This window comes from Mesorhizobium sp. M1C.F.Ca.ET.210.01.1.1, assembly GCF_004791585.1.
GTDB lineage: Bacteria > Pseudomonadota > Alphaproteobacteria > Rhizobiales > Rhizobiaceae > Mesorhizobium.
Window position 1 is genome coordinate 146,687 of record NZ_SRUU01000002.1, and the last position, 21,462, is coordinate 168,148.

21 protein-coding genes and 1 other RNA gene are annotated in these 21,462 nt (G+C 64.8%); 7 read left to right on the top strand and 15 right to left on the bottom strand.

Going from position 1 to position 21,462, the window contains the following annotated elements; all coding sequences use genetic code 11:
- Positions 1 to 34: 34 nt before the first annotated feature.
- Complete coding sequence (locus EN853_RS34465) at positions 35 to 259, bottom strand: hypothetical protein (RefSeq protein WP_245516814.1); 225 nt, start codon at positions 257 to 259, stop codon at positions 35 to 37.
- Here EN853_RS34465 and EN853_RS02825 point away from each other — a divergent pair.
- The 3 genes from EN853_RS02825 to EN853_RS02835 are packed head-to-tail and all read left to right on the top strand — an operon-like array spanning position 252 to position 5,400.
- Positions 252 to 1,232, top strand: a complete 981-nt coding sequence (locus EN853_RS02825; RefSeq protein WP_348631557.1) for an efflux RND transporter periplasmic adaptor subunit — start codon at positions 252 to 254, stop codon at positions 1,230 to 1,232. The genes EN853_RS34465 and EN853_RS02825 overlap by 8 nt on opposite strands.
- Positions 1,229 to 2,302: an efflux RND transporter periplasmic adaptor subunit gene (locus EN853_RS02830; RefSeq protein WP_127857755.1), complete on the top strand. Its 1,074-nt coding sequence runs from the start codon at positions 1,229 to 1,231 to the stop codon at positions 2,300 to 2,302. The genes EN853_RS02825 and EN853_RS02830 overlap by 4 nt, the downstream gene beginning before the upstream one ends.
- A complete protein-coding gene (locus EN853_RS02835; RefSeq protein WP_127857756.1) occupies positions 2,302 to 5,400 on the top strand; it encodes an efflux RND transporter permease subunit in 3,099 nt (1,032 codons plus the stop codon). Before EN853_RS02830 ends, EN853_RS02835 begins: the two co-directional genes overlap by 1 nt.
- Here EN853_RS02835 and EN853_RS02840 read toward each other — a convergent pair.
- From EN853_RS02840 to ffs, 12 genes are all read right to left on the bottom strand, one after another.
- Positions 5,397 to 5,750, bottom strand: coding sequence for a hypothetical protein (locus tag EN853_RS02840; protein ID WP_127857757.1), 354 nt, complete (start codon positions 5,748 to 5,750; stop codon positions 5,397 to 5,399). The genes EN853_RS02835 and EN853_RS02840 overlap by 4 nt on opposite strands.
- Positions 5,751 to 5,791: 41 nt before the next feature.
- Entirely contained in the window at positions 5,792 to 6,541 is a 750-nt protein-coding gene (locus EN853_RS02845; protein ID WP_127857758.1) for an ABC transporter ATP-binding protein, read from the bottom strand.
- On the bottom strand, positions 6,538 to 7,398 hold the full coding sequence (locus EN853_RS02850; protein WP_127857759.1) for an ABC transporter ATP-binding protein: 861 nt from the start codon (positions 7,396 to 7,398) through the stop codon (positions 6,538 to 6,540). The genes EN853_RS02845 and EN853_RS02850 overlap by 4 nt, the downstream gene beginning before the upstream one ends.
- On the bottom strand, positions 7,395 to 8,321 hold the full coding sequence (nikC, locus tag EN853_RS02855; RefSeq protein WP_127857760.1) for a nickel transporter permease: 927 nt from the start codon (positions 8,319 to 8,321) through the stop codon (positions 7,395 to 7,397). Before nikC ends, EN853_RS02850 begins: the two co-directional genes overlap by 4 nt.
- A gap of 196 nt (positions 8,322 to 8,517) precedes the next feature.
- Positions 8,518 to 9,585: an ABC transporter permease gene (locus tag EN853_RS02860; RefSeq protein ID WP_127857761.1), complete on the bottom strand. Its 1,068-nt coding sequence runs from the start codon at positions 9,583 to 9,585 to the stop codon at positions 8,518 to 8,520.
- Positions 9,586 to 9,603: 18 nt separating this feature from the next.
- On the bottom strand, positions 9,604 to 11,235 hold the full coding sequence (locus EN853_RS02865) for an ABC transporter substrate-binding protein (protein WP_127857762.1): 1,632 nt from the start codon (positions 11,233 to 11,235) through the stop codon (positions 9,604 to 9,606).
- Positions 11,236 to 11,503: 268 nt separating this feature from the next.
- The gene (locus tag EN853_RS02870; protein ID WP_245516808.1) at positions 11,504 to 12,733 is read right to left on the bottom strand and encodes a lytic murein transglycosylase; all 1,230 of its coding nucleotides are present in this window, start codon (positions 12,731 to 12,733) and stop codon (positions 11,504 to 11,506) included.
- Positions 12,734 to 12,776: 43 nt separating this feature from the next.
- Positions 12,777 to 13,382: a recombination mediator RecR gene (gene recR / locus EN853_RS02875; RefSeq protein WP_127857764.1), complete on the bottom strand. Its 606-nt coding sequence runs from the start codon at positions 13,380 to 13,382 to the stop codon at positions 12,777 to 12,779.
- 104 nt (positions 13,383 to 13,486) lie between these two features.
- Entirely contained in the window at positions 13,487 to 14,467 is a 981-nt protein-coding gene (locus EN853_RS02880) for a cell wall hydrolase (protein ID WP_127857765.1), read from the bottom strand.
- 217 nt (positions 14,468 to 14,684) lie between these two features.
- On the bottom strand, positions 14,685 to 15,008 hold the full coding sequence (locus EN853_RS02885; RefSeq protein ID WP_127857766.1) for a YbaB/EbfC family nucleoid-associated protein: 324 nt from the start codon (positions 15,006 to 15,008) through the stop codon (positions 14,685 to 14,687).
- Positions 15,009 to 15,030: 22 nt separating this feature from the next.
- Complete coding sequence (locus tag EN853_RS02890) at positions 15,031 to 16,842, bottom strand: DNA polymerase III subunit gamma/tau (protein ID WP_127857767.1); 1,812 nt, start codon at positions 16,840 to 16,842, stop codon at positions 15,031 to 15,033.
- 100 nt (positions 16,843 to 16,942) lie between these two features.
- Positions 16,943 to 17,039: signal recognition particle sRNA small type (gene ffs / locus EN853_RS02895), an RNA gene on the bottom strand.
- Positions 17,040 to 17,220: 181 nt separating this feature from the next.
- On the opposite strand from ffs, the gene EN853_RS02900 reads away from it, so the two are divergent.
- The 3 genes from EN853_RS02900 to EN853_RS02910 are packed head-to-tail and all read left to right on the top strand — an operon-like array spanning position 17,221 to position 18,937.
- Positions 17,221 to 17,640 carry an HIT family protein gene (locus EN853_RS02900; protein WP_127857768.1) on the top strand — a complete coding sequence of 140 codons (420 nt, stop codon included), beginning with the start codon at positions 17,221 to 17,223 and terminating at the stop codon, positions 17,638 to 17,640.
- 37 nt (positions 17,641 to 17,677) lie between these two features.
- A complete protein-coding gene (gene nudC, locus EN853_RS02905) occupies positions 17,678 to 18,619 on the top strand; it encodes an NAD(+) diphosphatase (protein ID WP_127857769.1) in 942 nt (313 codons plus the stop codon).
- 15 nt (positions 18,620 to 18,634) lie between these two features.
- The gene (locus tag EN853_RS02910; RefSeq protein WP_127857770.1) at positions 18,635 to 18,937 is read left to right on the top strand and encodes a Dabb family protein; all 303 of its coding nucleotides are present in this window, start codon (positions 18,635 to 18,637) and stop codon (positions 18,935 to 18,937) included.
- 78 nt (positions 18,938 to 19,015) lie between these two features.
- Here EN853_RS02910 and EN853_RS02915 read toward each other — a convergent pair whose 3' ends face one another.
- On the bottom strand, positions 19,016 to 19,879 hold the full coding sequence (locus tag EN853_RS02915; protein ID WP_127857771.1) for a prephenate dehydratase: 864 nt from the start codon (positions 19,877 to 19,879) through the stop codon (positions 19,016 to 19,018).
- A 9-nt stretch (positions 19,880 to 19,888) separates the two neighbouring features.
- Complete coding sequence (locus tag EN853_RS02920; protein ID WP_127857772.1) at positions 19,889 to 20,617, bottom strand: 3-deoxy-manno-octulosonate cytidylyltransferase; 729 nt, start codon at positions 20,615 to 20,617, stop codon at positions 19,889 to 19,891.
- 189 nt (positions 20,618 to 20,806) lie between these two features.
- Here EN853_RS02920 and EN853_RS02925 point away from each other — a divergent pair, with 189 nt between their 5' ends.
- A complete protein-coding gene (locus EN853_RS02925; RefSeq protein WP_127857773.1) occupies positions 20,807 to 21,454 on the top strand; it encodes a cytochrome c family protein in 648 nt (215 codons plus the stop codon).
- The last annotated feature ends 8 nt before the right edge of the window (positions 21,455 to 21,462 follow it).

The window sequence follows — 21,462 nt, forward strand, 5'->3', positions numbered from 1 at the left end:
CGGCCAGAAACTGTTTCCTTTTCCCGTCGATCGATTATCCTCGCCTTATCCGCGACGTGCCGCCGTCAGGAGCGGCTTTCGCGGGATCGAGGGGAACCATGAGCAGGAACGCGACATCGTCCGCCTTGCCGTCTTCGCCGCCCAGCCCCCTGTTTCGTTCAAACACCTTGTTGCTGCTGGCCTGTGTCGCAACACTGCCGGTTTCAGGCTGCCAGAAACAGCAGGCGGCGGAAAAGAAGCTGCCGGTCTTGGTGACCACGCAAACAGTGGCGCTTGCCGACTATGCGCCGAGGACCTCGCTGACCGGCGTGATCGCGGCCCGCACGCTCAACAATCTGTCGTTCCGCGTCGGCGGCCGCGTCGCCGAGCGGCTTGTCGATGTCGGCCAGCATGTCGACCAGGGCGCCGTGCTTGCCCGCATCGATCCGCAGGAGCAGGAATCCGACCTGCGCTCGGCGCAGGCGGATCTTGATGCCGCGCAGGCGCAACTAACCCAGGCCGCAGCCACCTACCAACGGCAAAAGACGCTGCTTTCGCAAGGTTTCACGACCCGGCGCGACTTCGACAGCGCCGACCAGACGCTGAAAGTGGCGCAAGGCAGCCTCGACGCCGCGCAGAGCGCTCTGGCCAACACCAAGGAAAACCTCTCCTACACCGAGCTCAAGGCGGGCGCTCCCGGCGTGATCACCGCGCGTCAGGTCGAGGCCGGACAGGTGGTGCAGGCGGCGCAGACCGTCTTCACCATTGCCGAGGACGGCGACCGCGACGCCGTCTTCAACGTGCATGAGACGCTGGTTGCCAGGACGCCTTCGGGGCCGGCGGTGACGATCACGCTGCTGTCCGACCCGCAGATCAGGGCAGTGGGAAAAGTGCGCGAAATCTCGCCGGCGGTCGATCCGGCCTCGGGGTCGATCAGGGTGAAGGTCGGCATACCCAACACACCCGCCGGCATGCCGCTGGGCGCCGCCGTGATTGGCTCGGCCAGCGCCAAGCCGGTCAAGGCCATTCTGCTGCCCTGGCAGGCGCTGACGTCCACCGCCGGCAAGCCGGCCGTCTGGGTCGTCGATCCATCAAGCAAGGCCGTGTCGACGGCCGAGGTGGAGGTGCTGGCCTTCGATTCAGGCGTGGTCGTCGTCGACAAGGGATTGCAGGAAGGCCAGAACGTCGTCACCGCCGGCGGGCAACTGCTCAGTCCCGGCCAGACGATCGAGGTCGCGGGAGCGAGCCAATGAACCGGCTGCCGCTTGCCGCCGCGCTCCTCATCACCGCGTCGCTTGCCGCGTGCTCGCGCTCGGAAGAGAAGCCGCCCGAGATCATCCGGCCGGTGCTGTCGATGGTCGTCGAACCGAAGACAGTCGAGACCTTCGGCTTCGCCGGTTCGGTCGAACCGCAATTCAGCGCCGACCTTGCTTTCCGTCTGCTTGGCCGCGTCGTCTCGCGCGACGTCAAGGTCGGCGACATCGTCACGAAGGGCACGACGATCGCAGCACTCGACCCGACCGCGCTTGAACTCGCCGTCCAGGCATCGAAAGCGGATCTGTCGAACGCCCAGGCTCAGTTCGCCAATGCAGCGGCCAGCGAAGAGCGCCAGCGCGCCCTGCTTGCCTCCGCCAACACCCCACAGTCCGTCTTCGACGCCGCGCAGCAGGCCCGGCAAGCGGCGGCCGCCGGCGTCGAGCGGGCTAACGCCGCTTTGGCCAAGTCGCAGGAACAGCTTGGCTATGCCCGGCTGTTTTCCGACTTCGACGGCGTCGTCACCGCGGTCGGTGCCGAGGTCGGCCAGACTGTGTCGCCCGGACAGACCGTCGTCACCGTGGCGCGCACCGATCCGCGCGAGGCGGTGGTCGACATTCCCGACCAACTGATCGGCGATCTCAGCGTCGGCACGCTGTTCCAGATCATCCTGCAGTCGCTGCCCACCATCACCACCGAGGCCAAGCTGCGCGAGATCGCGCCGCAGTCGGAAGGGTCGACCCGCACGCGCCGCGTGCGGCTGACGCTGACAGACCCGCCCACGGCCTTCCGGCTTGGCTCGACGATCACGGCGACCCGCATGACCAAGGTGGCGCCGACGATCGAGCTGCCGATGTCGGCGTTGCTCGAAAAGAACGGCTCCGAGAAGGTCTGGATCGTCGATCCGCAATCGTCGAGCGTAAGCGCGCGCGATATCAAGGTCGGCTCGAGGAACGGCGGCACTTTCACGGTGGCGTCGGGGCTCGAAGCCGGCATGCGGGTCGTCACCGCCGGCGTGCACAGCCTGATCGAGGGTCAGAAGGTCAAAGTGCCGGAGGATGGGGTCTGATGAAAGGCTTCAACCTCTCCGACTGGGCGCTCAGCCACCGTTCGCTGGTCTGGTATTTCATGCTGGTCTTCGTGGTGGCCGGCATCTTCTCCTACCTCAACCTCGGACGCGAGGAAGATCCCGCCTTCACCATCAAGACGATGCTGATCCAGGCCAACTGGCCGGGCGCCTCGGTCAACGAGACGGTCCGCCAGGTGACCGACCGCATCGAGAAGAAGCTCGAGGAGCTCGACAGCCTGGACTACACCAAATCCGTCACCACCGCAGGCAAGACCGTCATCTTCGTCAACCTGAAGGACACCACGAAGGCGCGCGATGTCGTGCCGACCTGGCTGCAGGTCCGCGACATGGTCAACGACATCTGGCCGGAGCTCCCGCAGGGCGTCCAGGGACCATTCTTCAACGACCGCTTCGGCGACGTCTTCGGCAACATCTACGCCTTCACCGCCGACGGGCTGACGCCGCGCCAGCTACGCGACTATGTCGAGGATGTCCGCACCAAAATCCTGACCGTGCCGAACGCCGGCAAGGTCGACCTGGTCGGTGCCCAGGACGAGGCGATCTATCTCGAATTCTCTTCCCGTCAGATCGCGGCGCTCGGCCTCAACCAGCAGCAGATCGTCGCCAGCCTGCAGGCACAGAACGCGATCACGCCGTCGGGCGTGATCCAGTCCGGTCCGGAACGTATCAGCGTGCGCGTCGGCGGCCAGTTCACCTCCGAGGAGAGCCTGCGCGCCATCAACTTGCGCGTCAACGACCGCTTTTTCCGGCTGAGCGATGTCGCGACGATCACGCGCGGCTACGTCGATCCGCCGACGGCGCTGTTTCGCTTCAACGGCCAGGACGCAATCGGGCTTGCCATCGGCATGAAGCCGAACGCCAATCTGCTCAAGTTCGGCGAAGCGCTGCGCGAGGAGATGAATAAGGTGCTGGCCGACCTGCCGGTCGGCGTCGGCGTGCATCTGGTCGCCGACCAGCCGGTGATCGTCGAGGAAGCGGTCTCCGGGTTCACACGAGCGCTGTTCGAGGCGGTGGCGATCGTGCTCGCGGTGTCCTTCATCAGCCTCGGCATGCGCGCCGGCTTCGTTGTCGCGTTGTCGATCCCGCTTGTTTTGGCCATCACCTTCACGGTCATGGCCTATCTCGGCATATCGCTGCAGCGCATTTCGCTGGGTGCCTTGATCATCGCGCTGGGCTTGCTGGTCGACGACGCCATGATCGCGGTGGAGATGATGGTGGCGCGGCTTGAGGTCGGCGACAATCTGCGCAAGGCGGCAACCTATGTCTACATCTCGACCGCCTTCCCGATGCTGACCGGCACGCTGGTGACGGTTGCCGGCTTCATTCCGATCGGCCTCAACAACAGCGCCGCAGGCGAATACACCTTCACGCTGTTCGTCGTCATTGCGGTGTCGCTGCTGGTGTCATGGATCGTGGCGGTGCTGTTTGCGCCGCTGCTCGGCGTCACCATCCTGCCGGCGACGATGAAGGCCAAGCACCACGACCAGCCTGGACGCTTCACCACGCTGTTCCGGCGCGTGCTCGTCTTTTCGGTGCGGCGCCATTGGCTCACGATCATCGCGACGGTGCTCTTGTTCGCGGCCTCCATTGCCGGCTTCGGCCTCGTGCAGCAGCAGTTCTTCCCGCCGTCCGACCGGCCGGAACTGGTCGTCGACTGGAACCTGCCGCAAAACTCGTCGATCACCGAGACGCGCGACCAAATGGAGCGCTTCGAGCAGCGGGCGCTGGTCGGGAATCCCGACATCGACCATTTCTCGTCCTATATCGGCCAGGGCGCGGTGCGCTTCCTGCTCGCCTATGACGTGCAGCCCGCCAATCCCTACTTCGGCCAGACCGTCATCGTCACCAAGAGCATCGAGGCGCGCAACCGGGTGAAGCCGGCGCTGGAAAAACTGCTGCGCGAGGAGTTCGTCGGCACCGATGCCTTCGTCAAGCCCCTCGAGCTCGGGCCGCCGGTCGGGCGCCCGGTTCAGTACCGTGTCGGCGGTCCAGACATCCAGACGGTGCGGGGCCTGGCGCAGCAATTTGCCGCCATCATTTCCGCCAATCCGAAGCTTGCCGCCCCCACCTTCGACTGGAATGAGCCGCAACGCGTGCTGAGGGTCGACGTGCTGCAGGACAAGGCGCGCCAGCTCGGCATCACCTCCTCCGACATCGCGAGCGCGCTGAACAGCACGGTCGGCGGCGCCACCATCACCCAGGTGCGCGACGCGACCTACCTGATCAATGTCGTGGCGCGCTCGCGCGAAGCGGACCGCAGTTCGATCTCAACGCTGCAGAACATGCAATTGCCGACCGGAACCGGCGAGTCGATCCCATTGGCTGCGATCGCCACTTTCCGCTACGAGCTCGAACAGCCGACGGTCTGGCGGCGGAACCGGACGCCGACAATTACCGTGCGGGCCGGGCTGGTCGGCGACGTGCTGCCGGCGACCGTCGTCAATGAGCTGAAGCCGTCTGTCGATGCCTTCATCGACAAGCTGCCGCCGGGCTATTCGGTGCAGACCGCCGGCTCGGTCGAAGAAAGCGCGAAAAGCCAGGGACCGATCGCGGCCGTGGTGCCGTTGATGCTGTTCATCATGGCGACCATCCTGATGGTGCAATTGCAGAGCTTCCAGCGCCTGTTCCTGGTGGTGGCGGTGGCGCCGCTCGGCCTGATCGGCGTGGTGGCCGCGCTGGTGCCCAGCGGCGCGCCGCTCGGCTTCGTCGCCATCCTCGGCGTGCTGGCGCTGATCGGCATCCTGATCCGCAACTCGGTCATCCTGATCGTGCAGATCGAAGACCTCGTCGCCGAAGGCAAGGACCGCTGGGCGGCCGTGATCGAAGCGACCGAGCACCGCATGCGGCCGATCGCGCTGACGGCCGCGGCCGCCAGCCTGGCGCTGATCCCGATCGCGCGCGAAGTGTTCTGGGGGCCGATGGCCTACGCGATGATGGGCGGCATCATCGCCGGCACGGCGATCACGCTGCTCTTCCTGCCGGCGCTTTATGTGACGTGGTTCCGGATCAAGGAGCCGAAAGAGGGACAGAGGTCCCCGGTTTTGGATGCCGGCGAACCGTTACAAAGCCCAACTTAGCTTTCTGCCGGGTCATTGTTGTCATTGAAGCCCACGGGCGGAGATTTTGCCCGCTGCCAAGGCGATGATTTCGAGCTGCGCCAAGCGTGCCAGCCCTTTGGCAAATCGGCCAATGCCAACATGCTCTTGTCCCGCTCAACCACCTCTCGCAAGCCAACGAGCATCATGTCGCTATCATCCCGATCTCGCGTGTCGCTGCTGTAGAACTGCCAACTGCCACCTTCATCATCATCGTCGTCGTCATTATCATTTTCATGCACAATGTATGCGATCCAGTCGCCGTGTCTGAATATGCCCTTGTCCGATAACACCGCGACGTTCGGCGGGTCTTCGAAGTCCCATCGCTCCATACGAAATTCTCCTAAACTGGCTATGCGCCAATAGGACGAACTCATGCCGTCCTCACAAATCCCTCGCTCGCCCTCAGCAGGTTGCGCGTATAGTCCTCGCTCACACGGTGGCCGATCAGCTGGCTCGCGGTCAGTGTCTCCACCGCCTCGCCGTTTTGCATCACCATCAGCCGCTCGCACATATGGGTGATGATGGCGAGGTCGTGGCTAACCATCAGGAAGGTGAGCTTGCGGCGGCGCCGGACCTCTTCCAGAAGGTTCAGCACCTCGGCCTGCACGGAGGCATCGAGCGCCGAGGTCGGCTCGTCGAGCAACAGGATCGAGGGCTCGAGGATCAGCGCGCGGGCAATCGCGACGCGCTGGCGCTGGCCGCCGGAGAGCTGGTGCGCATAACGGAAGCGGAAGCCGTTGCCGAGGCCGACCTCGTCCAGCGCGCGCTCGATGCGCTTCTCGCCATGGGCGATGCCGTGGATGGCTAAAGGCTCCTGCAGCAGGCGGTCGACCGTCTGGCGCGGATGCAGCGAGCCGTAGGGGTCCTGGAAGACCATCTGCACATCGCGGTAAAACGCCTTGTCGCGCGTCTTGCCCAAGGTCTTGCCGTTGACGGTGATGGCGCCGCCGGCGACAGGCGCCAGGCCGGTGATTGCCTTGAGCAGCGTGGATTTGCCGGAGCCGCTTTCGCCGACCAGCCCGTAGGATTCGCCTTCCCTGACTTCGAGGTCGACGCCCTTCAGCGCGCGGAAGCGGTCGAACACCACCTCCAGCCGTTCGATGGAAAGAGCCGCGGTCATGCCGCCCACTCCGGCTTGCGGTCGAGCACCGGCAGCGGATGGCGCTCGAAGCCTATACGCGGCATGCAGTTGAGCAGGCCGCGCGTGTAGGGATGCCGGGCGTCGCGCAGCTCGGACGCCTTGAGCTGCTCGACCACCTTGCCGGCATACATGACGACGACGCGGTCGCAGAAGGACGAGACGAGCCGCAGGTCGTGCGAAATGAAGATCAGCCCCATGCCGCGTTCGGCGACGAGCTTGTCTAGGATGTTCAGCACGTCGAGCTGCACGGTGACGTCGAGCGCCGAGGTCGGCTCGTCGGCGATCATCAGCTCCGGCCCGGCGATCAGCATCATGGCGATCATGGCCCGCTGGCCCATGCCGCCCGAGACTTCATGCGGGTGAAGGTCGAAGACACGGGCCGGATCGCGGATCTGCACCGCGCGCAGCATCTCCAGCGCCCGCTCACGCGCCTCGGCCTTGGAGACCTTCTCATGCGTGCGTAGCGTCTCGACGATCTGGCGGCCGATGGTCATCACCGGATCGAGCGAATATTTCGGATCCTGCAGGATCATGGCGATGCGATTGCCCCGCAGCGCCCGGCGCTCTCGGGGCGGCGCGGAGAGCAAGTCGATGCCGTCGAAGCTGAGCTTCTTCGCCGACACCTGCGCCTGCGGCGAGGTCAGCCCCATGATGGCGCGGCCGGTCTGCGACTTGCCGGAGCCGCTCTCGCCGACGATGCCGAGACGCTCGCGGCCGAGCGAGAAGGAGACGCCGCGCACCGCCTGCACGAGGCCGGTGCGGGTCGGGAAGGTAACGCGCAGATCGTCGACTTCGAGCAGCGCGCCTTTTGTTTGCTTGTCCGGATTGCCGCTCATTGGTCACCGCTCCGGGGATCGAGCGCGTCGCGCAGACCGTCGCCGAGCAGGTTGAAGCCGAGGCTGACGATCAGGATCGCGGCGCCCGGCGCGCCGGCCACCCACCACTGGTCGAGGATGAAGCGGCGGCCCGACGCGATCATCGCACCCCATTCGGGCAGCGGCGGCTGCGCGCCGAGACCGAGGAAGCCGAGGCCGGCGGCGGTCAGGATGATGCCGGCCATGTCGAGCGTCACGCGGATGATCAACGAGGAGATGCAGAGCGGCATGATGTGGCGCAGCACGATGCGGAACGGCGAAGCGCCCATCAATTGCACCGCCTTGATGTAGTCGGAGTTGCGCACCGTCAGCGTCTCGGCGCGGGCAATGCGCGCGTAAGGCGGCCAGGAGGTGATGGCGATCGCCAGCACCGCGTTCTCGATGCCGGGCCCGAGCGCCGCGACGAAGGCCAGCGCCAGCACGAGCTTGGGGAAGGCCAGGAAGATGTCGGTGATGCGCATCAGGATGGCGTCGGTCCAGCCGCCGGCGTAGCCGGCGACGGTGCCGACGAGGAGGCCAATCGGTGCGGCGATGATGGCGACGAGGATGACGACGTAAAGCGTCCAGCGCGAGCCGTAGACAATGCGCGAATAGATATCCCGGCCGAGGTCGTCGGTGCCGAACCAGTGCGCGGCGCTCGGCGCCAGCAGGCGGGCATTCTTCAGATCGCCCACGGTCGGCGAATAGGGCGCCAGCATGCCGGCAAGGGCGGCGACCACCACCAGCCCGAGGATGATCAACAGGCCGACTACGGCCAGCCGGTTGGCCGTGAAACGCCGCCAGGCGACATAGGCACGGCCGAGCCGTGCCTGCATGCGCGAGGCCGGCCGCTCCGACAGCAACCATTCGCGACGAGAGAGGGAGCCGGCGTCAGAGGCGGTCATGACGATGCCTCTTGAAGGTGTCGACCCCCACTCCGGTCTGCTTCGCAGACCACCCCTCCCCCGTTCGACGGGGGAGAGGAAAGACGCCAATCATGCGACCAGCTTTTCCTCTCCCCCAGGCAGGGGGAGACGTGGCCCGAAAGGCTCGAGTGGGGTTGATTGGCCGCAGCCAAGCCCGAAAGTGCGATACCTCTGCTCATCCGGCCTTGGTCCTTGGATCGAGGAGACGGTAGAGCAGGTCGGACAGAAGATTGATGCCGATGAAGACCGAGCCGATGATGATGGTGCCGCCGAGCACCGCGTTCATGTCGGCGTTGGTCAGCGAATTGGTGATGTAGAGGCCGATGCCCGGCCAGGAGAAGACGGTTTCGGTCAGCACCGAGCCCTCGAGCAGGCTGGCGTAGGAAAGCGCGATCACCGTCACCATCGGCACCGCCGCGTTGCGCAGCGCGTGGCCCCAGATGATGCGTGTCTCCGACAGGCCCTTGGCGCGCGCGGCGACGATGTATTCCTGCGCCATCTCGTTCAGCATGAAAGAGCGCGTCATGCGGCTGATATAGGCGAGCGCGAAATAGCCGAGCAGCGAGGCCGGCAGGATGATGTGGCGGTAAGCGTCGTAGAAGACGTCCCATTGCCCCTGCATGGCCGCGTCGAGCAGGTAGAAGCCGGTGATCGGCGTGAAGGTGTACTCATAGACGACGTCGAGCCGCGCCGGAAAGGCGACCCATTGCAGCTTGGCGTAGAAGAGCACGAGCCCGAGCAGGCCCAGCCAGAAGATCGGTACCGAATAGCCGATCAGGCCGATGACGCGCGCGATCTGATCGATGAAGCTGCCGCGCCGGACCGCGGCCAGCACGCCGAGCGGCACGCCGAACACCGCGCCGATGATGGTGCCCAGCGTCGCCAGCTCGATGGTCGCTGGGAAGACGCGGCGGATGTCGGACATCACCGGGTTGGTGGTCAGCACCGAAGTGCCGAAATCGCCGCTCAGCGCGCTTTTCACATAGATGTAGAACTGCTCGATCAAGGGCAGGTCGAGGCCCATTTCGCGGCGCGTGCGCTCGACGACGGCGGTAGGGGCCCGGTCGCCGAGAACGGCCAGAACCGGGTCGATCGGAATGACCCGGCCGATGAAGAAGGTCACCGCGAGCAGACCGAGATAGGTCGTTACCGCGATGACCAGAAAGCGGCCAAGCGACGATAGAATGCTGACGGCACGGGCGCTGCCGCGCCCGGCCGCCGCCTGGTTTTCAGCTACGCTCACGCGGCGCGTCCGAAAACGCTATTCCTTCGAAACCGCCCCGACGAAGTTGGTGTCGAAGCTCGGGCCGAGCGCGAAGCCCTTGAGGTTCTTGCGCAGCCCCGCCACTTCGAGCTGCTGGTGGATGACGACGAAGGGGCTGGTGTCGAGGATCTTCTTCTGCAGATCCTTGTACATGTCGGCGCGCTTGGCCGAATCCTTCTCCAGCAGCGCCGCCTCGGTTTCCTTGGTCAAGTCCGGAATGTCCCAGGCATTGCGCCAGGCCAGCGTCTTGATCTTCGCCGCGTCGGAATTGTCCGGGTTCGAGGCGAAGGTCTGGGCATTGGAGTTGGGATCGAAATAGTCCTGGCCCCAGTTGCCGATATAGATGTCGTGGTTGCGGGCGCGGTACTTGGTCAGCGTCTGCTTGCCGTCGCCGGGGATGATCTCCAGCTTGATGCCGGCCTGGCCGAGCGTCTGCTGGATCGATTCCGCCATGCCGGTGGTGGGCTGGCCGACGCGCACGTCCATGGTGACTTTGAAGCCGTCAGGCAGACCGGCTTTGGCGAGCAATTCCTTGGCCTTGGCGACGTCGAGCTTGAAGGGATTGTCGTCGATGGCGCCGAGGTCACCCTTGGGCAGGAAGGACTGGTGGATCTCGCCGATGCCCTTGAGGATGGTCGAGCTCATCGCGTCATAATCGACCAGATATTTGAACGCCTGACGAACCTCCGGCTTGGCGAGGTTCGGGTTCTTCTGATTGAGGCTGATATAATAGACCGTGCCCTTCGGCGCGCTGGTGGTGGTGAGATCGCCGTTCTTGGCAATGGCGTCGAGGTCGTTCGGCTCGAGGTTGCGGGCAACGTCGATGTCGCCGGCCTCGAGCGCCAGACGCTGCGCCGAGCTTTCCTTCATGTTGCGGTAGATGACGCGGGCGAGCTTGGCCTTCTCGCCATTGTAGTTGTCGTTGCGCTCCAGAACGACGGCCTCGTTGGCACGCCATTCGCGCAGCTTGTACTGGCCGGAGCCGGCATAACCGGTCTTCAGCCAGGCATTGCCGAAGTCGTTGTCCCATTTGTAGTCGGCGCTCGGCGTGACGGCGGCGACATGTTCCTTGACCAGCTTGCTGTCGACGACGGAAGCGACGGTCGCCGACAGGCAGTTCAGCACGAAGCTTGGCGCGTAGGCCTTGTCGACGACGAACTGGAAGGTGGTGTCGTCGACTGCCTTGGCCTTCTCGGTGACGTTATCGCCGCTGATGCCGAACTGGTTGATGATGAAGGCCGGGCTCTTGTCGAGCTTGATGGCGCGCTCGAAGGAATAGGCAACGTCGGCGGCGGTTATCGGATTGCCGGAGGCGAACTTCATGCCGGGCTTCAGCTTGAAGGTATAGGTCAGGCCGTCGTCGGAAACGCTCCAGCTATCGGCGAGATCGCCCTTGACCTTGGAGGTGTCGCTCAGGTCGAGGCGGACCAGGAGGTCATAGGTGTTGCCGGTGACCTCGGCAGTCGACAGCTCGAACGCCTCGCCCGGATCCATCGAGATGATGTCGTCGATGGCAAAACCTTCGACCAGCGTGTCCGCGGGCGTGACAGCGAAGGCGGGCGCTGCAAGCAGCGCAGACATAGCCACACCCGCGAGCAAGCCACGGAGAGCAAACTTTTCCAGCATCATGATGATCGTTCCCTGTTTTGTTGACCTGAGTTCCCGGCTCAGGGCCGCATTATTCTTTGCGAAGCCGACGACGGCTTGGACCACTTACCGTCGTGGTTTTTGTCCAGTTGGTCAACACCCATTCAGCAGCGCTCGAACCGGCAACGCGCATTTTGCGAAACAGCTTATTGGGCCAGAATGGGCCGCCGCGAGTCGACCCGTGCGCCGGCTAATCGAGGCCTCCAATTGGGAAAAATCTGCTAAACTTTTGACGCTTGGAAGTCGCCCGTCATTTCAGCTGCGCGACCAGGCTTGCGTCGGGAAAACAGGTCGCCGCCTTGCCGTTCTTCGCCTGCCAGGAGCCGATCGAGCGACGTGTCTTGAAGCCGGGCAGACCGTCGGCGCTGCCGACATCGTAGCCCTTCGCCTCCAGCGCCCGCTGCAGCGCCGCGATATCGGACCGGTGGAGATCGCCGACCGGCCCCCAGATTCCGGCGAAGGCGGCGTCACCCTTTGCAATGCGGTCGGCGGCGTGACCGATGAACAGCGCATACAGGTCGCTGGTGTTGTACTCCTTCAGCACATAGAAGTTCGGCGTGACGATGAAGGCCGGGCCGCTGCGCCCGGCGGGCATCAGCAGAAAACCCTCGGCCTTGAGCTCGCTTGCCGGAAACGCTTTGCCGTCAGCGCGCCTGATGCCCATCGCGACCCAGTCGGAAATCCTCTTGCCCTGGTCGGGTCCTTCGAGCGAGCAGGAGATGTTTGCCGGCGCGATCACCTCGGTCCCCCAGCCGCGGCCCCTCGCCCAGCCGTAGTGGACGAGGTAGTTGGCGATCGAGGCGAGCACGTCGGGCGTCGAATTCCAGATGTCGGGCCGGCCGTCGCCGTCAAAATCGACGGCGTGCTTGAAGAAGGAGGTTGGCATGAATTGCGGCTGGCCGAGCGCGCCGGCCCAGGACGACTTCATCGCATTGACCGGGGCAAGCCCGCGCTCGACGATCTCGAGGGCCGCGAGCACCTCGGTGCGGAAGAAATCCTTCTTCGTCGACATGAACGCCTTGGTGCCCAGCACCTCGAAGGCGTCGTAAGGCATCTTGGCGGCGCCGAAGCCGGTCTCGCGGCCCCAGATCGCCAGCACGATCTCGTTAGGCACGCCGTAGCGCTTCTCTATCAGCCCAAGCACCCTGGCGTTGGCGCTGTCGCGCGACCGTCCGCCGGTGGTGACAGCCCGGATGATCTTCTCGGCGAAATAGTTGGCGGGCGGGCCGAACTCGGCCTGATGCTGCTTCTCAGGCGTCGTCGGCTTCTCGCCGGGCATGACGAGGTCTGGAAGCTTGAGGTTCGGCTTCACGCCGAGAAAGGCTTCGTCGAAGGTTTTCTTGGAGATGCCTTTGGCCTTGGCTTCGGGCCAAAGGTCCGTCTGCAGCCACGCCTGGAACTGGTCGTCTATGGGGGCAGCGGAGGCGGTGGTGGCGAGCAGGAAAATGACGAAGGCTGCGAAGAGGGAAAGGAAAGCCAATGTTCCATGTTCGCGTTCTGTCACGAGCCCCTCCCCTGCCCCCTCAAAACGCCGTCCTCGATCGCAGCGCCGCGGCCAGCGTGCCTTCGTCGAGATAGTCGAGCTCGCCGCCCACCGGCACGCCGTGCGCAAGCCTTGTCACCTTGACGTCGAAGCCAGAAAGCCGGTCGGTCAGGTAATGCGCCGTGGTCTGGCCCTCGACTGTGGCGTTGACGGCGAGGATGACCTCCTTCACCTCGCCACCGGCGACGCGATCGACCAGCGAGCGGATGTTGAGCTGGTCGGGGCCGATACCGTCGAGCGGCGACAGCGTGCCACCGAGCACGTGATAGCGCACGTTCATGGCGGCGGCGCGCTCCAGCGCCCAGAGGTCGGAGACGTCCTCGACGACGATCAGCGTGCCGGCGTCGCGGCGGGGGTCGGTGCAGATCATGCAAGGGTCGGAGGTGTCGACATTGCCGCAGGTCGAGCAGATGCGCACCTTGTCGACCGCCTCGCCCATGGCGGCGGCCAAAGGCTGCAGCAACTGCTCCTTCTTCTTGATGAGATGGAGGGCGGCGCGCCTGGCTGAACGCGGCCCGAGCCCCGGAACCTTGGCCAGGAGCTGGATCAGGCGTTCGATCTCTGGACCGGCGATTCGTTTCGACATCGCTCTGATCTAGGATTTTTCAGAGCAGTTTGGAACAGTTCGCAGCGGCACACGACCCGCATGCTGCCAAGGCGGGTCGTGCATCGAGGGTCGACGCAACAGGTTTAGAGCGGCCGGTTCTGGCTGACGATCAGCGCGCCGATGGCGTCGGTGTTCTCAGGCGTCGACTCGAACCCCATCGCCGCTTCCTGCGGGGCGCTCGGTACGGAGGTGATGTAGCGGCCCTTCACTGTGCCGCCGAAGCGGGACGCGTCAGGTTCCTCCATCGGCTCCTGCATCGCCACCATCGTCGGCTTCGCCGTGACGCGGCCGGATTTCTGCGCCGGCGCTGCGGAGGCCGTCATATAGGTCTGCTGGGCGGGGACGATTGCCGCCTTGGCGGGAAGCGCCGGCGCGGCGGCCGCGGTCATGGCAGCCTGCTTGGCCGGGTCGGCATGGACGATCGTCTTGACCACCGGTTCGGCGGACGCGACGAGCACTGGAGCGGCAGGGTCGATCTTCTGCGACTTGCCGGAAGCCATGGCGACCATGGGCTCATCCGGCAGCGGCTGCCAGTTGCGGCCGCGCTTCTCATAGAAGGCGTTGCCACCGGCCACCATCGTGTAGTGCATGTTGTTGTAGGGGAACCGCAGGCCTGCGGTGTGGAAATACATCGTGTTCTTGAGCTTGGCCTTGCGCTCGCCCTTGAGCACAGCCTCGGCGGCTTCCTCGACATCGGGCAGCGCCTTCGAATTCATCGGTCGCGTCAGCACGCCGGGAGCGAACTGGCCCCTTTCACCGACGACCTCGCAGATGGTGCTGCCGTGCTGGCCGGAACGCAGCCGGTTCATCACGACGGTGCCGACCGCGATCATGCCGTCGCGGCTCGAGCGGTTGGACTCGAAGAACATCGCCCTTTGCAGGCATTCCTTGTCCTTCATCGTGTATTTGTAGGAGCGCGAGCTGAGGAAGCTCGGCGTGACGGCATCGGTCAGGCTCGCCACCGACATGCCGTGTGAAGCGGTCTGGCTGCAGCCGGCCAGGAACAAGGGGGAAGCGGCGATGCCGATAAGCAGCACCGGCGTCTTCCATCGCGTCGCGATCAACAAAAAAGCCTCATTTCCAGATGCCAGCCCGCCCCGAGATGTGGCAAGAATGAGACTCTTTCAGGCAAAAAGATGGCTAGATGGTTAGCAAACTCTGGACTTGGGTAAAACTTTATGAATGTCGCGAAATGAGCCCGTGAGCATAACCGGCGAAATGGTTAATATTGCGGGCCGGGCTCGATTTTCGTTCATAATCAATTAACTGGCGGCAGCCAGCTCAGAACGGCAATTTCATTCCGGGCGGTATGGGCAGGCCCGCCGTCAGCGCCTTGGTCTTTTCCTGCATGACCTGCTCTACCTTATTTTTGGCGTCATTGTGGGCGGCCAGAAGCAAGTCTTCCAGGATCTCAACCTCATCGCCCTTGAACAGCGAGGGATCGATCTTCAGCGCCTTCATTTCGAACTTGCCGGTCAGCGTCACGCTGACCAGGCCGCCGCCCGCCTGTCCGGTGGCTTCGAGCGTCGCGATCTCGTCCTGCATGGCCTGGAACTTGGCCTGCATTTCCTTCGCCTTGCCCATCAGGCCGAGAAGATCTTTCATCGGGTAGTCCTCTAAGATTGTTTCAGGTCTCGTCGTCATCCGCGGCCGGCTCGACCGGTACTTCGGCCTCGGTCTCTTCCACTTCCGGGACATCCGGAATTCGCACGTCGATGATCTTGGCGCCCGGGAAGCGGGCGAGGATAGCGGCGACCGTCGGGTCGCTCCTGGCGTCCGAGAAGGCGGTCTCGCGCTTCGTCGTCTCCATCTCGGCGAGCGTCTGGCCGCCTTGTTCCTTCGACAGCGAGACCAGCCAGTTGCGGCCGGTCCAGGCGCGCAGCTTCGCGGTCAGATCGTTGAGCAGCGTCTTGGGCGCATCGTCGGTCAGGCTGACGTCGAAGCGGCCTGGCTCGACGCGCACCAGCCGCACGCAGCGCTTCAAGAGCACCTTGAAGGCGATGTCGCGGTTGGCGTCGGCAAGGGCTGCGATATCGGCCAGCGACTTCACCGGAACGGCGGGCGTTTCGACAACCGGCTCCGGCGCCGGAACGAAGGCTGCGGGCGTTGGCTGCGCCTCGACCAGCCGCATCGTCTGCGCACCGCCGGTGGAGGACGGCATCCGGGCCTGCGCCACAGCGCTTGCGCCGCCGCCATTGCCGGCCGGCGCGCCGTTGGCGCGCGGCGCGCCGTTCGGCACCGTTGCGGCGCCTTCCAGCGATTTCAGCGCCTCGTCCAGCGTCGGCAGGTCGGCGGCGTGCGCCAGCCGGATCAGCACCATCTCGCCGGCGCTGACCGGGCGGTTCGAGGACTGCACCTCGGGGATGCCCTTGAGCAGCATCTGCCAGGTCCGAGCCAGCACGCGCACCGACAGCGCGCTGGCGAATTCGGCGCCGCGTCGGCGCTCGTCCTCGGAGAGCGAAGCGTCGTCGGCCGCGGCCGGCACGAAGCGCAGCCGGGTGACGAGGTGGTTGAACTCGGCAAGATCGGTGAGCACGGCTGCAGGATCGGCGCCTGTGTCGTATTGCGCACGGAATTCGGCCAGAGCCGCCGCCACGTCACCCTTCATCACATGCTCGAACAGGTCGATGATGCGGGCGCGGTCGGCCAAGCCCAGCATGGCGCGTACCGCCTCGGCGCTGACGGCGCCGCTGCCATGGGCGATCGCCTGATCGAGGATGGAGAGCGAATCGCGCGCCGAGCCTTCGGCGGCGCGGGCAATCATCGCCAACGCCTCGTCGTCGACGGAAATGCCTTCCTTGGCGGCGATCGAGGAAAGATGTGCGACGAGCGCGCCGGCGTCGATGCGCCTCAGGTCGAAGCGCTGGCAGCGCGACAGGACCGTGATCGGCACCTTGCGGATCTCGGTGGTGGCGAAGATGAATTTGACGTGCGGCGGCGGCTCTTCCAGCGTCTTCAACAGGCCGTTGAAGGCCTGGGTGGAGAGCATGTGCACTTCGTCGATGATGTAGACCTTGTAGCGGGCCGAGACCGGCGCGTAGCGGACACGGTCGATGATGTCCCTGATATCGTCGATGCCGGTGTGGGAGGCGGCGTCCATCTCGATGACGTCGACATGACGGCCTTCCATGATCGCCTGGCAGTGCTCGCCGGGAATCGACAGGTCGACCGAGGGCTGGTCGACGGTTGCCGTCTTATAGTTCAGGGCTCGCGCGAGGATGCGCGCCGTCGTCGTCTTGCCGACGCCGCGCACGCCGGTCAGCATCCAGGCCTGGGCGATGCGGCCGGTGGCGAAGGCGTTGGTCAGCGTGCGGACCATCGGCTCCTGGCCGATCAGCTCGGAGAAGTTCGAGGGGCGATATTTGCGCGCCAGCACGCGATAGGCGCCGGCCTTTTCCGTCTCCGGATTTTTTGGCCCCAAATTTCCGGCTTCGCTCATCCGCCGTCAAAAGCTCCAAGGACCGCAGGCGGCCGATTCCTGCGCATAGTCTCGCCCGCACGGCTCGGCGCCGTCAATGTCGCGGGAGAAAGGCGAAGAGGCGGGAGGCTGGAACAATGACCCGTTCCGGGCTCGTTAGGGCTGCTTCCTTCCGGACCTGACCCGGTTGGCGAGTGGATCGTCCACCACCAACCTCCCGCGCTCCATATCGGCAATTCAGCGGCGAAATGCAAGGGTCGTGGTGAATGACCGGCCGCGCCGTGCGGGCGACAAAGCCTTCAAATCCACAATAGCGGCCAATGATTCGCTTGCAGCCACCTTGCCGCCGCTCTAGCGTTCCCCGGTTTGGAGAATATTAGAAAAGCGAAGGAAACGCCCATGCTGCCTGGCCTCAAGGCCGGATTCACGCTGGACGCCCGATTGGAGGCGGACAGTGAGCAGCTCATGTGGCTCGGCCTTTGCGAGCTTCGGCTGATGAACGATCGCCGCTGGCCGTGGCTGGTCCTGGTGCCGCAGCGGCCTGGCATCGAGGAACTGCACGACATGACGCCGCTCGACCAGGCGATGCTGACCTTCGAGACCAATATGGTGGCGCAGGCGCTGAAGAGGGTGACCGGCTGCACCAAGATCAATACGGGCGCGCTCGGAAACATCGTGCGCCAGCTGCATGTCCATGTCATCGCCCGCACCGAAGGCGACCCCGGCTGGCCGGGGCCGGTCTGGGGGCACGGCATGCGCGAGCCCTATCAACGCCCCGAACTCCACCGGTTTGCCGAAACGATCAAGGCAGCGCTATAAGCCGACCAGTGTTCACCCTGTGTCCTCCCCGAGTCCCATGAGCTTTCGCCTGTTTGACGCGCCATTGCGCGAGCCGAGCCAGTTCGTCGGCTTCGCCGGCAACCAGATCGACCGGCAATCGGAAAACCGTGCCGACGACGCGGTCGAGAAGGCGCTTGCCGAGCGATCGGCGCGGCTGATGCTGATGCATGGCGGCAGGCTTTATCTGAAACTCAGCGACGGCAGTTTCGACCCATGGTTCGAGGCCGCGGAAAGCCAGGCCTTCGAGGCCGCGCTCGACCGCGGTGTGCTGCTCGGCTTTTCCGAGAACGGCCCGGTGCTTGCGGTGCCCGCCGGCATCGAGCCGGACAACCTGCCGGAAACGATGAAGGCGATCGACTACCGCTCGGTCTACATGCAGGGTCTGATCGATGAGGCGGCGGCCGGGGCGCTGGCGCAAGGTGCGGCGCTGCTCGCCTGGCACGCCAGCCATGGCTTCTGCTCGAAATGCGGCAACCGCTCGGAAATGCGCGCCGGCGGCTACAGGCGCCACTGCCCGGCCTGCGGCACCGACCATTTCCCGCGCACCGATCCGGTGGCGATCATGCTGACGGTGACGCGCGACAAATGCCTGCTCGGGCGCGGCCGGCATTTCGCGGCGGGCATGTATTCGGCCCTTGCCGGCTTCATCGAGCCCGGCGAGACGATCGAGGCGGCGGTGCGCCGCGAGACGCTGGAAGAGGCCGGGATCCGGCTCGGCCGCGTCGTCTATCACGCCAGCCAGCCCTGGCCGTTTCCCTATTCGCTGATGATCGGCTGCTTCGGCGAGCCGCTCAACGAGGATATTCAGGCCGACCTCAACGAGCTCGAGGACTGCCGCTGGTTCTTCCGCGACGAGGTGCGCTCGATGCTGGAGAGAACCCATCCCGGCGAACTGATCACGCCGCCGAAAGGGGCGATCGCCCACCATCTCATCCGCGCCTGGGTGGACAGCGAATAGGAGCAGGAGCCGAAAATGATCCGTCATACCGTCGTGTTCACGCTGAAGCATCCGCCGCATTCGCTGGAGACAAAGCGGTTCCTCCACGATGCCAAGAAGATCCTCAGCGGGATCAAAGGCGTGACGCATTTCGAGCAGCTGCGCCAGGTCAGTCCCAAGAACGACTATCAGTTCGGCTTCTCGATGGAGTTCGCCGACCAGGCCGCCTACACGCGCTACAACGAGCATCCCGACCACGTGGCGTTCGTGCGCGACCGCTGGGTGCCCGAGGTCGAGGCGTTCATGGAAATCGACTACGTGCCGCTCGGCTTTGGCTGAGGTCGACAACGTCCTAGATTGGCGCGGACGTCTACGCTTTGGACGAAGGCTCCAGTTGGCTGGCCGGAAGAACCAGCTTCAGTCCGCGACCTTCCACTGCTCACGCGATGCGCTCGCCGGATAGACGCCGAGGATGCGCATCTCGCGCGAGAAGAAGCGCAATTCGTCGAGCGCCAGCTTGACCAGCGGATCGTCGGGGTGGCCTTCGATATCGGCATAAAACAGCGTCGCGGTGAAGGCGCCGAGCTGGTAGCTCTCGAGCTTGGTCATGTTGATGCCGTTGGTGGCGAAGCCGCCCATGGCCTTGTAGAGCGCGGCCGGCACGTTGCGGACACGGAAGATGAAGGTGGTCATCATCTTGGCGTCCGGCGAAGGACGTTCGGCCCATTGCTTGTTCTTGGTCAGCACCACGAAGCGGGTGACGTTGGAGTCGGTGTCCTCGACATTCTTCTCGATGATGTCGAGACCGTAGAGCTCCGCGGCGAGCGCCGGCGCCAGCGCGGCCATGGTGCGGTCCCTGACCTCGGAGACCATCTTCGCCGACCCGGCCGTGTCGCCGGCGACCACAGGCTTCCAGCCGTTCTTGCGGATGTATTTTCGGCACTGGCCTAGTGCGTGGATATGGCTGTGCACGGTCCTGATCTCTTCGCGCTTGACGCCCGGCAGGACCATCAATTGGAAATGGATCGGCAGGAAATACTCGCCGACGATGTGCAGGCGCGATTCCGGCAGCAGGTGATGGATGTCGGCGACACGGCCCGCGATCGTGTTCTCGATCGGGATCATCGCAAGCTCGGCCTTGCCGGTCTCGACCGCGTTGAAGGCGTCCTCGAAGGTCGGACAGGGCAACGGCTCCATCGAGGGGAACATGTTGCGGCAGGCGGTGTCGGAATTGGCGCCCGGCTCACCCTGGAAGGAGATTCTGTTGGTCTTTTCAGGCATTGGGATGTCTCAGTTTGAAAGGATCTTCCTAGCGCGCTCGAGGTCGTCGGGCGTGTCAACGCCGAGCGGCAGCGACTTGACGATCTCGGCGTCGATGCGCATGCCGGCTTCCAGTGCCCGCAGCTGCTCCAGCCGTTCGCGGCGCTCCAGGGGCGACGGCTTCAGCGCCACGAACTGTTCGAGCGCGGCGCGGCGGTAGGCGTAGAGGCCGATGTGGTGATAGAGCGGGCCCTCGCCCCACGGCGCCGTGGCGCGGGTGAAATAGAGCGCCTTTAGCCTCGTCGCGGAGAGCGGCGAGCCGACGATCTTGACGACGTTCGGATTGGTCTTTTCCTCGTCGCGGACGATCTCGACGCCGAGCGTGGCGATATCGACCGCGCTGTCCTGGAACGGCCGGAGCGACGCGCCGATGATCTCAGGATCGATGGTCGGCAGGTCGCCCTGGACGTTGACGATCGTCTCGACCTTTTTCTCCGGATCGAGGGCGGTGAGCGCCTCGAAGATGCGGTCGGAGCCGGATTCGTGGTCCGCGCGCGTCATCACCGCGTCGAATCCATGCTCGCGGACTGCCGTTGCAACCGCTTCGGTGTCGGTCGCCACCACCACGCGGCCAAGTCCCGCCTCGGCGGCGCGGCGGGCAACATGGACGATCATCGGCACGCCGGCGATGTCGGCCAGCGGCTTGCCCGGCAGGCGCGTCGAGGCCATGCGGGCGGGGATCAGGATCAATGTCGACATGGGACTTTCAGGGCGGCCGGGAACGCGGGTGGAAAGTGGCAAAACGTCTCACTGGAAGCGCCCTTATAGGTGTTGCAACGCCGAAGCAAAAGACCTAGTTTCCGCCCGATTTGACTGGCCCTTGCGGGCCTTCGATACCGACGGACGGTGTGGACGGGACGGTCCGCCGGAACAGGGAGCAAGGGGCGTATGGATTCCAACGAAGTCAACAAGCTGCTCGGCGGATTCCTCGGAACCTGCTTCGTGGTCTTTTCCGTGGGCATCGTGTCGAACGCGCTGTTCGCTTCGCCTGCACCCGAAAAGCCCGGTTTCGCCATCGAGGCTCAGGAGCCGACCGAAGGCGGTGGCGCAGCTGCCCCGGCCGCGGAAGCCAAGCCGATCGCCGACCTTCTCGCCACCGCCAATGCCGAGGCGGGCGCCGCCATCTTCAAGAAGTGCCAGGCCTGCCATTCCGGCGAGAAGGGCGGCCCCAACAAGGTCGGTCCGGATCTCTGGGACATCGTCGACCGGCCCGTCGCCGAGCATGAGGGCTTCGCCTATTCGGCCGGCATGAAGGATTTTTCCAAGGGCGGCGCCGAGAAATGGACCTACGACAACCTCAACCACTTCATCACCTCGCCGAAGAAGTTCGTGAAGGGCACGGCGATGGGCTTCGCCGGCCTGCCGAAGGACGAGGACCGGGCCAACGTGATCGCCTACCTGCGCACGCTGTCGGACAATCCAAAGCCGCTGCCGCAGGCCGGCGCTTCGGCCGAAGCCAAGCCGGCGGAAGGTGCCGCACCGGCGAAACCGGCCGAAGGCGCTGCTCCGGCCAAGCCGGCCGCTCCCGCTCAATAAACAATTTG